Origin of the sequence: Patiriisocius sp. (genome assembly GCF_051252435.1) — a bacterium.
In the GTDB taxonomy this organism is placed as follows: domain Bacteria; phylum Bacteroidota; class Bacteroidia; order Flavobacteriales; family Flavobacteriaceae; genus Patiriisocius.
In genome coordinates this window covers 348,069-362,813 of sequence record NZ_JBPOFW010000001.1, presented here as the reverse complement: position 1 = coordinate 362,813, position 14,745 = coordinate 348,069, and the positions used below count along the sequence as shown (strand labels likewise).

At 36.6% G+C, this 14,745-nt stretch carries 13 protein-coding genes; 2 read left to right on the top strand and 11 right to left on the bottom strand.

All coding sequences use genetic code 11. From position 1 onward, the window contains the following. Positions 1-18 precede the first annotated feature (18 nt). Complete coding sequence (locus tag ACSHW7_RS01570) at positions 19-729, top strand: porin family protein (RefSeq protein WP_435677561.1); 711 nt, start codon at positions 19-21, stop codon at positions 727-729. On the opposite strand, the gene ACSHW7_RS01565 is transcribed toward ACSHW7_RS01570, so the two are convergent. The 7 genes from ACSHW7_RS01565 to pyrH form a co-directional block, all read right to left on the bottom strand. Further along, entirely contained in the window at positions 724-1,329 is a 606-nt protein-coding gene (locus ACSHW7_RS01565) for a manganese efflux pump (protein WP_435677560.1), read from the bottom strand. The two genes, ACSHW7_RS01570 and ACSHW7_RS01565, sit on opposite strands and share 6 nt — an antisense overlap. Further along, complete coding sequence (gene rpoN, locus ACSHW7_RS01560; protein ID WP_435677559.1) at positions 1,329-2,789, bottom strand: RNA polymerase factor sigma-54; 1,461 nt, start codon at positions 2,787-2,789, stop codon at positions 1,329-1,331. Before rpoN ends, ACSHW7_RS01565 begins: the two co-directional genes overlap by 1 nt. Positions 2,790-2,894: 105 nt before the next feature. Beyond that, positions 2,895-4,337: an asparagine--tRNA ligase gene (gene asnS / locus ACSHW7_RS01555; RefSeq protein ID WP_435677558.1), complete on the bottom strand. Its 1,443-nt coding sequence runs from the start codon at positions 4,335-4,337 to the stop codon at positions 2,895-2,897. 62 nt (positions 4,338-4,399) lie between these two features. Then, positions 4,400-6,829, bottom strand: a complete 2,430-nt coding sequence (locus ACSHW7_RS01550; RefSeq protein WP_435677557.1) for an efflux RND transporter permease subunit — start codon at positions 6,827-6,829, stop codon at positions 4,400-4,402. Between the two features lie 72 nt (positions 6,830-6,901). After that, complete coding sequence (locus ACSHW7_RS01545; RefSeq protein ID WP_435677556.1) at positions 6,902-8,167, bottom strand: DUF5686 family protein; 1,266 nt, start codon at positions 8,165-8,167, stop codon at positions 6,902-6,904. Positions 8,168-8,262: 95 nt separating this feature from the next. After that, positions 8,263-8,817: a ribosome recycling factor gene (gene frr, locus ACSHW7_RS01540; protein WP_435678249.1), complete on the bottom strand. Its 555-nt coding sequence runs from the start codon at positions 8,815-8,817 to the stop codon at positions 8,263-8,265. 429 nt (positions 8,818-9,246) lie between these two features. Further along, complete coding sequence (gene pyrH, locus ACSHW7_RS01535) at positions 9,247-9,954, bottom strand: UMP kinase (RefSeq protein WP_435677555.1); 708 nt, start codon at positions 9,952-9,954, stop codon at positions 9,247-9,249. Between the two features lie 162 nt (positions 9,955-10,116). Between pyrH and ACSHW7_RS01530 the strand changes: the two genes are divergently transcribed. Further along, positions 10,117-11,511 carry a T9SS type A sorting domain-containing protein gene (locus ACSHW7_RS01530; protein WP_435677554.1) on the top strand — a complete coding sequence of 465 codons (1,395 nt, stop codon included), beginning with the start codon at positions 10,117-10,119 and terminating at the stop codon, positions 11,509-11,511. A 93-nt stretch (positions 11,512-11,604) separates the two neighbouring features. On the opposite strand, the gene tsf is transcribed toward ACSHW7_RS01530, so the two are convergent. The 4 genes from tsf to rplM all read right to left on the bottom strand — a co-directional run bounded on the left by tsf (position 11,605) and on the right by rplM (position 14,684). Then, positions 11,605-12,573, bottom strand: coding sequence for a translation elongation factor Ts (gene tsf, locus ACSHW7_RS01525; protein WP_435677553.1), 969 nt, complete (start codon positions 12,571-12,573; stop codon positions 11,605-11,607). 172 nt (positions 12,574-12,745) lie between these two features. After that, positions 12,746-13,666 (bottom strand): 30S ribosomal protein S2, encoded by a 921-nt coding sequence (rpsB, locus tag ACSHW7_RS01520; RefSeq protein WP_435677552.1) that lies wholly within the window; start codon positions 13,664-13,666, stop codon positions 12,746-12,748. A gap of 173 nt (positions 13,667-13,839) precedes the next feature. Next, positions 13,840-14,226 carry a 30S ribosomal protein S9 gene (rpsI, locus tag ACSHW7_RS01515; RefSeq protein ID WP_435677551.1) on the bottom strand — a complete coding sequence of 129 codons (387 nt, stop codon included), beginning with the start codon at positions 14,224-14,226 and terminating at the stop codon, positions 13,840-13,842. Then, positions 14,226-14,684 (bottom strand): 50S ribosomal protein L13, encoded by a 459-nt coding sequence (gene rplM, locus ACSHW7_RS01510; RefSeq protein WP_435677550.1) that lies wholly within the window; start codon positions 14,682-14,684, stop codon positions 14,226-14,228. The genes rpsI and rplM overlap by 1 nt, the downstream gene beginning before the upstream one ends. Positions 14,685-14,745 lie beyond the last annotated feature (61 nt).

Below are 14,745 nucleotides of genomic sequence, written 5' to 3'. Positions count from 1 at the left end.
TACAACTATATTTATCCTATGAAAAAATGGCTTCTTTATATCACCTTTTCATTTGTTTCTAGTGTTACTATGCATATCTATAGTCAAGAGGATGTTGTGGAAAATGTTGCGGTTGATTCAAAATACAGGGAAGATCAGTTTTATATTGGAGTTAATTACAATTTATTACTCAACAAGCCTGGCGACGCACAAACAAGAGGTTTGACTGGTGGGATTCATTTTGGCTATTTAAGAGATATGCCAATTAATAATCGAAGAAATATAGCTGTTGCTTTAGGGGCAGGCGTTTCTTTTGATGAATATGGGCAAACATTATTCATTGGAGAAACACCACAAGATACTTCAATATTCACCATTTTAGACGAAGACGATGTTACATATGACCGCAATAGATTTAGTATGTCAACATTAGAGATTCCGCTTGAATTGAGGTGGCGCTCTTCAACAGCTGAGAGCTATAAATTTTGGAGAGTTTATGCTGGTGTTCGATTGGGATATACGTATTGGTATAAAGCCTCTTTTAAACAATCTGGTAATAATGTTAATCAAACAGATATTTCAGAATTTAATAATATGCGTTTGGGAGCTTCCCTTTCGTTTGGTTATAATACAGTGAACTTCTATGCGCATTATGCAATTACACCTTTATTTACAGATGCTGTAACTACTAGCGGTGAGCCAGTGGACATGAGACCTTTAAAATTAGGGCTTATCTTCTATATTTTATAACCAATAACCAAAAAGGATAAGCTGAGGAATTACGCCTATAAAAAAGCCTCCTATGAGTTCAGGATATGTGTGAGACTCTGTGTGAAGTCTTGATGTGGCTACCAATCCATTAACGACAAAAAAGAAAGCCATTGTATATATCAAATTGATTTGAAAATGGATACTTAAGCCAATAATAAACATCGTTACACCCGCGATTGCCATTTGATGTAAACTAATCTTGAACGAAAAGAATACCAGAAAAAGCGCTGTCATTGTGGTGAATAGAATACCAACAAAGAAGTAATACAATTCGGGGTCATCGTATGGTTTAAAAACCATTTTCATTAATAGTAAAACCAATAGACATTGTGCCATCAAAGGGTATTTACGTTCTGCGATATCTTCTAAATGAATAGTGTTTACAAGGCCTAAACTTCTTAATAGGAAATATGAAACAAGTGGAATAAAAATAGTGATGATGATAACTGCATATATTTTTGCCATCATAAATTGTGGCTCCATAAAGCGTGGCGTCACTAAAAAATAGGTTGTCACACCCAGTAATGGCATAAAGAGTGGGTGAAATATATATGCGGCAATGCGCAGTAAAAAGTTCATTAAATTTCTTTTCTTAGCCTAGCAACTGGTAAGTCTAATTGCTCTCTGTATTTGGCAACCGTTCTTCTCGCAATGGGATATCCTTTTTCTTTTAAAATTTTGGCAAGTTTATCATCGGTCAAAGGTTTTCTCTTATTTTCTTCACCAATAGTGATTTCAAGAATTTTCTTTATTTCTTTTGTCGAAACGTCTTCGCCTTGGTCGTTTTTCATAGATTCACTAAAGAAATCCTTAATCAATCTGGTTCCATAAGGTGTATCGACATATTTACTGTTTGCAACTCTCGAAACAGTTGAAATATCCATGTCAATCTTATCTGCAATATCTTTTAAAATCATAGGTCTTAAATTACGCTCATCACCTGTTAAAAAATATTCCTCTTGACGATGCATAATAGCGTTCATTGTGACAAAAAGCGTTTGTTGACGCTGTTTAATAGCATCAATAAACCATTTTGCCGCGTCCAATTTCTGCTTAATAAACATCACCGCATCTTTTTGGGATTTCGATTTGTCCTTAGATTCTTTGTACCCTTTGAGCATGTTTGTATATTCCCTAGAAACATGAAGTTCTGGAGCATTTCGGCCGTTTAATGTCAACTCTAATTTACCATCAACAATTTTAATAGCAAAATCTGGAACCACATGTTCCGTCATTCGTGTACCGCTGGAAACGGCACCTCCCGGTTTTGGGTTTAGATGTTCTATTTCATTAATGGCATCTCTAAGTTGATCTTCGGTGATGTCAAATTTAGCAATCAGTTTCTTATAATGTTTTTTTGAAAAATGGTCAAAAGCATTTTCAATAATGGAAGTTGCCAATGCTACAGAAGGTGTTTGCTCTTTTCTTACTAATTGCAATTCTAAACATTCTTGCAAGTCTCTCGCACCCACTCCCGCAGGGTCTAATTCTTGCACAACTTTTAAAACTTTTTCAACCTTTGATTCGTCTGTATAGACATTTTGAGTGAATGCAAGGTCGTCGACAATATCTGCTAATTCTCTACGAATATAACCGCTCTCGTCAACGCTACCCACTAAAAATTTAGCAATTTCCTTTTCATCTTCGGTAAAACGATAGGTGTTGAGCTGTTGTAATAAATGCTGATTGAAAGAAGTCCCCGAAGCATACGGCATGTTTGTTTCTTCGTCATCGGCACTATAATTCTTGGCAGACAATTTATAGCTAGGAGTTTCATCATCACTCAAATAGTCATCCACATTAATTTCGGCTTCAATTACTTCTGTGCCTTCATCATAATCATCTTGGTAGTCATCGTTGATGTCTTCATCAAATTTTTCAGCTTCCTCTTTTCCGCCTTCTAAAGCAGGGTTTTCATTCATTTCCTGCGAAATACGTTGCTCAAAAGCCTGCGTGGGCAATTGAATTAACTTCATCAACTGTATTTGTTGTGGAGATAATTTTTGAGATAATTTAAAATTTAAATATTGTTTAAGCATTGATTATAATTAGGTTTCCCAAAAGTACTTCGGAAATATAAAGTTAAAAAAAATCCAGCTACAAATTTGATTTGTAGCTGGATTTAATAAAACGTTGTGATATTCTTAAAACTCCGCATTCCCCGGAGTCCTTGGATAAGGAATGACATCTCTAATGTTCCCCATTCCGGTAACGAACAATACAAGTCTTTCAAACCCAAGTCCGAAACCACTATGAGTGCACGTTCCAAATTTTCTCAAATCCAAATACCAGTACAATTCTTCTGCACTAATATCCATCGCTTCCATCTTCTTTTTCAACACATCGTAACGCTCCTCACGTTGCGAACCACCTACGATTTCGCCAATGCCAGGGAATAAAACATCCATTGCACGTACTGTTTTTTCATCCTCGTTCAAACGCATATAAAATGCTTTGATGGTTGCAGGATAATCAAACAAGATTACAGGACATTTAAAATGCTTTTCAACCAAGAAACGCTCGTGCTCGCTTTGTAAATCAGCACCCCATTCTTCGATGATATAATTGAATTTTTTCTTCTTATTGGGCTTTGAATTCTTCAAAATATCAATCGCCTCTGTATAGCTTACGCGCTTAAAGTTATTGTCTATGACAAAGTGCAACTTTTCGCGCAACTTCATTTCTTGGCGCTCTGCAGCTGGCTTTACTTTATCTTCTTCAAGCAATCTATTTTCTAAAAACTCTAAATCGTCTTGGCAATTGTCCAATGCATATTTAATAACATACTTGATAAAATCTTCAGCGAGATCCATGTTGTCTGCCAAATTGTTGAAAGCAACCTCTGGTTCAATCATCCAGAATTCAGCCAAGTGCCTTGAGGTGTTGCTATTTTCAGCTCTAAACGTAGGGCCAAACGTATATACTTTTCCCAATCCCATCGCGTATGTTTCAGCTTCTAGCTGTCCGCTTACGGTTAGATTGGTTTCTTTTTCGAAAAAGTCTTCTTTGTAATTAACATTTCCGTGGTCATCGAGAGGCGGATTTTTAGGGTCCAGCGCACTTACTTTAAACATTTCACCCGCACCTTCGGCATCGCTTCCCGTGATAATAGGCGTGTGCATATAGTAAAAACCGTTTTTCTGAAAGTACTCATGCACCGCAAATGACAACTTAGAACGAACACGCATTACAGCGCCAAAAGTGTTTGTACGCACTCTTAAATGCGCTTGTTCGCGCAATTTTTCAAGGCTGTGTCGTTTTGGCGAAAGTATCGTCAACTTCACTTCTTCTGGATCTGCAGTTCCAAGAACTTCAACTTTTGAAACTTGAATCTCTACTTTTTGCCCTTGCCCTTGACTTTCAACTAATAAACCGCTCACTTCAATTGCAGCACCAGTAGTGATATTTTTTAACGTTTCTTCTTCAAAATTCTCAAAATCAACCACACATTGAATGTTGTTAATTGTTGAGCCGTCGTTCAAAGCAATAAAGCGATTACTCCTAAAAGAGCGCACCCAACCGCGCACGGTAATTTCGTGCAAAGACGGTTCTTGTTGTAAAACGTGGACAATATCAGTATGTTTCATGGTCAATTTTTATAGGGGGTAAAGATACTTTTTAATTCAGAAATTTTAAAAATGGAAAGCTTCTAATTTTTATTAGGTTTTGGAGTTTTCTCTTCAGAAATGTTATCCTCATCATCCATATTGTCTGGAAGAATACGTAATGCCGGTTTTTTAAATGTTTCTTTATTGGCAATGCTTTTTTCCAGCGAAAGTAATAGTGACGGAAGCAATAACAAATTGGCCAACATCGCAAAAACAAGCGTTACCGAAACAAGAGCGCCCAGTGCAACTGTACCTCCAAAACTTGAAATCGTAAATACCGAAAATCCAAAGAACAGTACAATTGAAGTGTAGAACATACTCACCCCAGTCTCCCGCAGCGCAGCATACACAGATTTTTTAATCTTCCAATCGTTGGCAATCAATTCTTGTCTATACTTGGCAAGAAAGTGAATGGTATCATCCACCGAAATCCCAAAAGCAATACTAAACACTAAAATTGTTGAAGGTTTAATAGGAACCCCAACAAAGCCCATAATACCTGCTGTGACAAGTAAAGGGAGTAAATTGGGAAGTAATGAAACGAGTATCATTTTAAAGCTTCTAAACATCCACGCCATAAATAACGCAATGAGTAAAATGGCAAGGGATAGTGATAAAATCAAATTATTGACGAGATATTTTGTTCCTTTTTGAAAGACCAATGCCTTACCCGTAAACGTCACATCGTATCTGTCTTCTGGGAAAATTTTAGCAGCTTCAGCCTTTAAATCTTCTTCAATTCTATCAAAGCGATCCGTCTTTGTGTCTTTCATAAACGCCGTAATACGAGCATATTGCCCGGTACTATCTACATAGCTTGTGAGTAAATTGGTATTGCTCGCGTTACTTTTTGCATAACTTAAAATAAACGTTCGCTCTTGGCTATTGGGCAGTTGATAATATTCAGGATTACCATTATAATAAGCTTGTTTTGAAAATTTTACCAAGTCAACAACAGAAAGAGGTTTTGAAAACTCAGGGATTTCTTCAATATATTCTTGTAACTCATCCATTCGCTTTAACGTAGCGAGTTTCATTACACCTTGTTTGCGTTTTGTATCGATTAAAATTTCTAACGGCATGATGCCTTCATATTCCTTTTCGAAGAAACGAATGTCCCTGAAAAAGTCTGTATTCTTGGGCATGTCTTCAATAATACTTCCTGAAATTTTAATATTAAAAATTCCAATAATACTTAAACACAATAGTGAAATTGAAACAATATAAATAGCAATACGGTTTTTGCGAACCATATTTTCCATCCAGTCCACAAAACTGTTTATCCAACCTTTATTCAAGTGTTTGAGATGCTTATATTTTGGCACCCGCATATAGCTGTAAATAATCGGGATAATAAACAAGCAGAGTAAAAAGATCGCGATAATACAAATGGAAGCAACCACACCAAACTCTTTCAATAATTGGCTATTGGTTAAAATAAATGTTGCAAATCCTGAAGCCGTCGTCACATTGGTCATCAATGTAGCGTTCCCTACTTTGGCAATAACACGTTGTAAAGACTTAGCTTGATTACCGTGTTGCTTAATTTCTTGTTGGTATTTATTAATAAGAAATATACAATTGGGAATCCCTATAACAATAATCAATGGCGGAATTAGAGCTGTTAAAACCGTAATTTCATATTTCAGCAAACCAAGAATCCCGAAAGACCACATGACACCAATAATTACAGTAATCATTGAAATAAAGGTTGCTCTAAAAGATCTAAAGAAAAAGAAGAAAATCAATGAAGTGACCAAAAGTGCCGCACCAATAAATAAGCCTATTTCGTCAATAATATTTTGAGAATTGAGCGTACGAATGTAAGGCATTCCAGAGGTATGTACTTCAATACCAGTTTGGGTCTCAAACTCTTTTATTTTTGGAATTAATACATTTTCAATAAACTCTTTTCTGGCTGGGGTGTTGACAATGTCTTTTTTGAGATATACTGCTGTTCGTACTCCTGTTTTGTCCGGGCTATAGACTAATCCGTTATAAAAGGGTAGTTTTTCAAACAATTCATACTGTAATCGATCTAATATTTCAAAAGTGAAAACAGTATCTTTTACCAGCGGTGTCAATACAAACCCTTCCTTTTCGTCGTCTTTTTCTAATTTTTGAAGGTCGCCTAGGGAAAGTGTTAGTTCAACACTGGGGTCTTTTTTTAATGTTGTTGAAAGGGAATTCCAAGCTTTAAAATTTTTAGGCGTGAATAGTAAACTATCTTTTACGCCAAAGACAATGAGGTTTCCTTCTTCGCCAAATTTTGACAGGAATTCATTATATTCTTGGTTAATCTCGTGGTCATCCGGAAGTAAGTTTGCCTCATTATACGTGAAGCGCATGTGCTTCCATTGCATGGCAAAGAATACGGTGAGCAGCACGATACCGATGATGATAAAGGTTCTGTTTCTTAAGATGAAACGAGCCGTGGCACTCCAAAATCCTATGCTAAAAAGTTTGTTCAATGAATAAATTTCTTACTGTAATTTACAAAAGTAAGGATTTGAATTGTGGGAATGGGAGGTTGGTGCTATTTATTAAAGTTTGAGGTAAAAAGTAAATTTTGCAGATACATTATCTTCAAAATCTGGCAGATTGTAAAAACCGTAACGGTATGCGAAACTCAATCCAAATCCGAACGCGATTTTATTGATTTCAAATCCAGATTCGTTAAAACCTTGTTCAAGTGTGTTGAATGGAATGCCTATATGATCTTCACGATTGTCCATATTTCCGATAGCGTGTCGGGTAACAATAACTAGTTCTGGCCTAAACCATTCGGCAATTTCAAATCTTCTTAAGCTATGACGTATTTGAAGCGATGCAAGTTTGTCCGAGAAAAACTCACCAAAATACATGGTTTCAAAACTACGGCGACCTGCGACAGAGAAGCGTTGTAAAATTTCATCCTTCGTTGGGTTATTGGGATACACATGAAAAAGGTGCGTTAAGGGAACATCGCCCGTTGCCAATAATCCCTCAAGTAAAAAATTTGTGGAAGTAAGGTTGGTTCTTTTTATGTAATAATCGAGTTTTAAACCAAACTTGGTATAATCAAAATCACTTTCGGTAATGCCGCTGAAACCTTGGGTTATTTGGGCACTAATTTTAGGAAACCCATCAAAATATTCAATACGGCCATCTTCCGCAGTGAAGAAATTGGTTTTAGGACTAATTCTTACTGAAACGGTAGCTTCGGCAGTTTCATAATCTGAAATCGGACTTCCGTCAAGAAGGTAATGATAATTTTCTATTTGCTCGATACGGCTGCGGGATAATCTTCCTTCAGCTAAAAATTTTGGAGAAAATTCGGTTTGAATATTGGTCTGCCAAGTACGATGTTTGTAAAATTGAGTAACATTCACCAAACGAGGCTCAAAGACAGAATACACTCGGCTATCCGTCAAATAACTGAACGAACCAATTTCGGCGATATCATCAATATAATAAAGGTTAATCCAAGTCTTTTTTTCTTTGTTGAGACGAAGACTGTTTCCTAAACTAAATTTTATATCGCGGTCTTTAAAACCATAAGCAAAATAACCGCCTATCTTGTAACGGTCGCTTAGTTTGTCATTAGTTACACCGCCAATTCCCAATCGTAAACCTTCATAATTGTTATACTTTATGATGTACTTAAGGTCAACATCAAAAAAACTTATGGGATAGAAACCTGTTACAAAGGGACTTTCTTTTTTTTCTGATCTATTAGCGGTTGTGTCTTGTTTGGTTTGGATTGCAGGCTCTTGTGCAAAGCAGAATAATGGAGCTATCAATAAAATAATTAAAATATAGTAGCGCATAGAGTTGCAAAAGAGTAAGGTTGTTGGTTCAAAAATATAAATAAAGCGGCATTAGAGCCGCTTTATTGTGTATAGTTTAACTTAATTATGAACGTTTATACAGTCATAATTTCTTTTTCCTTCACGCTCAATAATTCGTCGATAATTTTAATGTGAGTATCGGTCATTTCTTGAACATCCTCTTCAAGATTTTTTTGAAGGTCTTCACTAATATCAAGATTTTTAATTTCGTTCATAGCATTTTTACGGTCGTTACGAACTCCAATTTTTGACTCTTCTGCCTCATGTTTTGCTTGTTTTGCAAGATCACGACGACGTTCCTCTGTTAACGGTGGTACGTTAATAATCACACTTTCTCCATTGTTCATTGGGTTGAAACCTAAATTTGCAAGATGAATCCCTTTTTCAATATCTGGAATCAGGCCTTTTTCCCAAGGAGCAATAGTAATCGTCATACCATCTGGGGTGCTTACATTGGCAACTTGGCTCAAAGGAGTAGAACTACCGTAATAGTCTACCATCACTCCACCAACCATCGCTGGAGAAGCTTTTCCGGCACGTATGTTTACAAATTTCTTTTTAAGGTGCGTGAGCGCGTTCGCCATTGCCTCTTTTGCCGTGTCTATAATAAAATCAATTTCGTCTTCCATTTTTAATGTCCCTACATTACGGGATACCTGTTTTAATTTATTCGATTTCACACTTTCGCGGAAATTCCAATTTGTTTAACATTACGTCTAAGTCAAAAACCAGACCATTCCAAAAATAGTAATTTATTAGTGAAACACCATTTTAATAATCCCACTTTTTTGTGGGAGCGATTTAAATGGATTGTTGAACTAACCCCGTTTTTTCAGCGGGGTCTATTTTCTTGAAACCCCATTTTAATAATAACACTTTTTATTTTGGGGAAGTAAAAAATAAATCCAAAAATAAACCCCGCTTTTATAACGGGGCGTGTGTTCTATAATATATGATTCTAATTTTTTTGAAACAAAAAGGATGTAATGAATGCTATTCTCTTCGGAAATTTTAAAACAATAAAACAGGTGCTGTTGTTTTAAAATTTCGGCGAAAGCCTACAAATTTACTTTTGTCCCTATCTTTTCTCCCATTACCACTTTCATCAAATTGCCCTTTTTATTCATATCAAAAACGATGATAGGCAATTGGTTTTCTTGACTCAAGGTAAACGCGGTTGTGTCCATAACCTTCAATCCTTTTCGTAATACGTCATCAAAACTTATATCGTCAAATTTTGTGGCATCACTGTTTTTTTCTGGATCGCTAGAGTAGATTCCGTCAACACGGGTACCTTTTAGGATAACATCTGCCTTGATTTCGATGGCTCTTAAAACGGCCGCACTATCTGTAGTGAAATATGGATTTCCAGTTCCTCCACCAAAAATTACCACGCGTCCTTTTTCCATGTGGCGCATTGCTTTACGACGAATAAACGGCTCAGCAACTTCGTTGATTTTTATAGCACTTTGCAAACGTGTGGGAATATCTTCGTCCTCAAGTGCACTCTGTAACGCAAGACCGTTGATAACGGTAGCAAGCATGCCCATGTGGTCGCCCTGTACACGATCCATACCGCGACTTGCCCCGGCAACTCCTCTAAAGATATTTCCACCTCCTATTACGATAGCGACTTCAATCTTTTTATCGACGAGTTCTTTAATCTCCTCAGCATATTCTTGAAGTCTTACGGGGTCAATACCATATTGACGTTCGCCCATTAAGGCCTCGCCAGATAATTTGAGTAATATTCTTTTGTAGTGCATAGCGGTTGTGTTTCTGCGTGCAAAAATAGGTAAAAAAGTGTGTAGTTGAGAAATAATAAATTTGAATACTATTTCAGAGAATAATAATTTTTTAGTGATGACATTTTTAATTTGTTCCGATGTAGGTATAAAATTGATACTTAATTTTTAAAACCTTTTATTATGAAATTTCCATTATTTTACATCTTCAGTGCTTTCGCAATCATTGCTACAGCGCAAGTACAACAATCAAATCCTAATGCGTTCAATACTGGTTTGTTTTCAGCCAATATTGAAAAAACCGAATGCATCACAGATGCGCAACGTGAAAGCGTCCGTTTAAAGATTGCTCAAAACAAACAGCAAATAAAGAATAATGATTCAAAAGCATTTTTACACAAAGGTGCCGCGCCTTTATTTATAATGCCTATTAGATCAAACCCCATTTATGGTGGATATGGATATTATATCATCAATAACCAAGTGGATCATGATCTTACTCCCAATGGAAACCTTACAGATTACAATTGTGGCGAACGCACTTACGATTGGGCAACTGGTAATCACGAAGGAACTGATTTTGTGTTATGGCCTTATCCTTGGAAACATATGCAAGATGAAGTCATGCAAGTAGTTGCTGCCGCTCCGGGTATCATAATTGACAAGCGAGATGGTAATTTTGATTTAAATTGTTTAAATAATGGGAATCCCAATTGGAATGGTATAATCATAGAGCATACAGATGGGTCTCAAGCATGGTATTGGCATTTTAAAGATGGAGCGATAACAACAAAAAATATTGGAGATACTGTTGAAAGTGGAGAATATCTTGGGGCTGCTGGAAGTTCAGGTAGTAGCGTAATTCCGCATTTGCATTTTGAGGTCTATGATGCCAATGGAGCTTTAATTGACCCTTATGCAGGTTCTTGCAATACTATGAATAGTACAAGTTGGTGGGAACAACAACCCGATTATTTTGTGCCAGCAATAAACCACCTATCAACACACAGTTCTACCAATTTTGATACGGATTGTGGTGTTGTTGAAAATACGTACGAAGAATTGAACTTTGTTCCAGGAGATGATGTAGTATTCCGTATTTTTTATCGTGACATCCGTACAAATGACAATACGCACATAACATTCACTAAGCCAGATGGTTCAGTTTTATATGATTATGATTTTACATCGCCATGGCCTACTTATACAGGTGCTTATGCCGAATGGGTTTTTCCTGTTGACAGTTCTTGGCCCGATGGAGTTTATAATATTTCTGCCGAATTTTATGGAACCACTTATGAAACTATTTTTGGTGTGAACACAAATCTTGGATCTCAAGAGAACTCATTGACAACATTAGCTGTTTATCCGAATCCAACTTCGGATTCATTAACAATAGAAAATGACTTTATTATAGATGGTATTGAAATTTATAATGCACTTGGTAGTAAAATAATAGAACGCAAATCAAAAGAAAGCAGTGTTACTATTCAAACAGAAAGATGGAGCAGCGGGGTTTATTTTGCTTTCATAAGTTCTGGTGGAAAAACAGTTTCAAAAAGGATCATAAAAAATTGAATTTACTCAATTTGATTATTTACTAGTTAAATGAAAAAAATCCGTCTCCTGCAAATGCCGAAGACGGATTATTTTTTATTTTAAAATTTCAGCTTACGCCAAAGTAACTTTTTTAAAACCTACAACTTTTACATCACCGTAAGAAGCAACGTGGTCTGCTACGCTCTTCTTGTCATCCATGATAAAGTTTTGGTCCAACAAAGCCATCTCGTGGTCAAGAGTTGTGTTATCTGCGATAAAACGCTCTATCTTTCCAGGTAGGATACGGTCCCAGATTTGTTCTGGTTTTCCTTCGGCTTTAAGTTCAGCTTTTGCGTCTTCTTCAGCTTTTGCTAAAACCTCATCCGTTAATTGTGCTCTTGAAATAAACGTAGGTACATTTTTTAATGTTTTTCCTAAACGTCCAAGTTCAATATTTTCTTTTTCAATAACAGCGATACGAGCCTCAGTTTCGTTTGCAACAAATTCTGGTGAAAAGTCTTTGTAAGATAATGTTGTTGCTCCCATAGATGCAACTTGCATTGAGACTTCTTTAGCCAATTGCTCTGCATTGTCAACAGCAGCAGAAAGACCAGTTAATGCACCAATCTTTTTTCCGTGGATGTAAGTCCCAACAAAAGGAGCTTCAAGAATTTCAAAACCACCGATTTCTAATTTTTCACCAATAACACCAGTTTGCTCGATTAATTTTTCAGCAACTGTCATTCCTTCGCCAAAATCTGCAGCTAAGAAAGATTCTTTTGTGTCGTGGTTTATTGCAATATCGGCCATTTTGTTAGCCATTTCTGTGTAAGAATCGTTATTTGCAACGAAATCAGTTTCGCAGTTCAAAGACAATACAACACCTCTTGTGTTTGCGTCGTTGATTTTTGAAACAACAGCACCTTCACTTGAGTCACGGTCGGCTCTTTTTTCGGCAATCTTTTGTCCTTTTTTTCTTAGTACAGCAACTGCATCTTCCATATTTCCTTCAGCTTCAACGAGGGCATTTTTACAGTCCATCATTCCAGCTCCGGTTGCTTTTCTTAATTCGTTTACTTGTGCGGCAGTGATTTTTACCATGATAAAATTTATTTTGTAATATGCGCTTTCGCGGATATGTTATATTAGTAATGAAATAGTTTAATTAAAAAAAGTCGCTTCGCAAATTTCAATTAGAAATGAACTTGGCGACCTTGTTTTTTTAAGAAGACAAGTATCAATTGCAAATTACAATTGTATTGTCGCATAAATATTATTCTTCTTCTCCGGTTAAACCTGCTTTTTCCATTGTCTCTTGCTTAGACTCTAGTTTTACAGGTTTTTTTGCATCCTTCATTGCTTTTTCGTCACTAACGCTAGTTGCAGGAGCTTCACTTACCGTAGTTGATTTTTTAGCAGTAGCATCCTTTTTAGGAGTTTTAGCTTCTTTTTTTTCTGACTTCTTTTTAGGAGCATCGCCATCGTCATCTTTTCCAGCTTTACGCTCTGCCAATCCTTCAATAATGGCATCAGATACAGCAGTCATGATTTTGTCGATAGACTTAGATGCGTCATCGTTTGATGGAATTACATAATCAATAACTCTAGGGTCACTGTTTGTATCAACCATTGCAAAAATAGGAATGTTTAATTTGATAGCTTCAGCTACAGCGATGTGCTCACGAGTTGTATCAACAACAAACAATGCTGCTGGAAGACGACTCATTTCGCTAATAGAACCTAAGTTCTTTTCTAGCTTCGCACGTAAACGGTCAACTTGTAAACGTTCTTTTTTAGATAGTGTTAAGAAAGTACCATCTTGCTTCATTCTATCAATAGTTGCCATTTTCTTAACAGCTTTACGGATTGTAACAAAGTTTGTCAACATCCCACCAGGCCATCTCTCAGTAATATATGGCATGTTTGCAGCTTTTGCTTTATCTGCAACGATGTCTTTTGCTTGTTTTTTGGTAGCTACGAAAAGTACTTTTCTACCAGAAGCTGCTATTTTTTTCAAAGCTTCATTAGCTTCTTCAATTTTTGCAGCGGTCTTGTATAAATTGATAATGTGAATTCCATTACGCTCCATGTAGATGTAAGGAGCCATGTTTGGATTCCACTTTCTTGTAAGGTGTCCAAAGTGCACACCTGCTTTTAGAAGTTCTTTAACTTCTGTGTTGTTTTCTGTTGCCATTTTTGTTTTAGTTTACGTTCTGTAATGTCTAGATGTCAATCTCTTCGGCTTGGCGAATATGATTTAGATACTAAACTAATTGTCCCGCCCGGCAGAGCGGGACTAACAGCTTATTAATAATAATATATATGAACTTGTATAACAAACTGCCATGCGGCAGTTCATTGATAATATTAACGTTTCGAGAATTGGAACTTTTTTCTTGCTTTCTTTTGTCCAAATTTCTTTCTTTCTACCATTCTTGGGTCTCTTGTTAAAAGTCCCTCTGGCTTTAAGATGCCTCTGTTCTCGTCATTCAATGTGCACATCGCTCTTGATAATGCAAGTCTAATAGCTTCAGCTTGACCTGTAATTCCACCACCAAAAACATTTACATTGATGTCAAACGTAGTTTCGTTTTCAGTCAACATTAGTGGTTGCTTTACTTTGTATTGCAACGTTGATGTTGTAAAATAGTGATCAAGTGGACGCTTGTTGATAACGATCTGTCCTTTACCTTCAGTTAGGTAAACTCTCGCAACAGCGGTTTTTCTTCTTCCGATTTTGTGTATAGTCTCCATTATTTTGTTGCGGTGTTAATTTTAACTTCTCTTGGTTTTTGAGCTTCTTGACCGTGGTTTGCATCTGCATACACTTTCAAGTTTCTAAAAAGTACTGCCCCTAATTTATTTTTAGGTAACATTCCTTTCACCGCCTTTTCAACAACGCGTGCTGGATTCTTGTCTCTTAATTCTGTAGCAGTCAGACTTCTCTGTCCACCTGGGTAACCCGTATGGCGAATGTAAGATTTGTCTGCCCACTTGTTTCCTGTTAATTGGACGTTGCTTGCGTTTATGATAATCACATTGTCTCCGCAATCCACGTGAGGTGTAAAGCTAGGCTTGTGTTTACCGCGAAGTAATTTTGCAACTTCACTCGCAAGACGACCCAATGTTTGCCCGTCCGCATCTACAACTAACCACTCTTTTACAACCGTGGCTTTGTTAGCAGATACTGTTTTGTAACTTAATGTATCCATTATGTTCTTTGTCTAATATTAATAATTATTTTCTGTCCTTATTCTAAGGGTTGGCAAAAGT

Excerpts from the sequence above, each read along its gene's own strand:
- pyrH (WP_435677555.1), bottom strand. The coding sequence starts at position 9,954 with ATGCACTACAAAAGAATATTACTCAAATTATCTGGCGAGGCCTTAATG.
- asnS (WP_435677558.1), bottom strand. The coding sequence starts at position 4,337 with ATGAAACATACTGATATTGTCCACGTTTTACAACAAGAACCGTCTTTG.
- rpsI (WP_435677551.1), bottom strand. The coding sequence starts at position 14,226 with ATGGAGACTATACACAAAATCGGAAGAAGAAAAACCGCTGTTGCGAGA.
- frr (WP_435678249.1), bottom strand. The coding sequence starts at position 8,817 with ATGGAAGACGAAATTGATTTTATTATAGACACGGCAAAAGAGGCAATG.
- ACSHW7_RS01530 (WP_435677554.1), top strand. The coding sequence starts at position 10,117 with ATGAAATTTCCATTATTTTACATCTTCAGTGCTTTCGCAATCATTGCT.
- rpsB (WP_435677552.1), bottom strand. The coding sequence starts at position 13,666 with ATGGCAACAGAAAACAACACAGAAGTTAAAGAACTTCTAAAAGCAGGT.
- tsf (WP_435677553.1), bottom strand. The coding sequence starts at position 12,573 with ATGGTAAAAATCACTGCCGCACAAGTAAACGAATTAAGAAAAGCAACC.
- ACSHW7_RS01545 (WP_435677556.1), bottom strand. The coding sequence starts at position 8,167 with ATGCGCTACTATATTTTAATTATTTTATTGATAGCTCCATTATTCTGC.
- ACSHW7_RS01570 (WP_435677561.1), top strand. The coding sequence starts at position 19 with ATGAAAAAATGGCTTCTTTATATCACCTTTTCATTTGTTTCTAGTGTT.
- rplM (WP_435677550.1), bottom strand. The coding sequence starts at position 14,684 with ATGGATACATTAAGTTACAAAACAGTATCTGCTAACAAAGCCACGGTT.
- ACSHW7_RS01565 (WP_435677560.1), bottom strand. The coding sequence starts at position 1,329 with ATGAACTTTTTACTGCGCATTGCCGCATATATATTTCACCCACTCTTT.
- rpoN (WP_435677559.1), bottom strand. The coding sequence starts at position 2,789 with ATGCTTAAACAATATTTAAATTTTAAATTATCTCAAAAATTATCTCCA.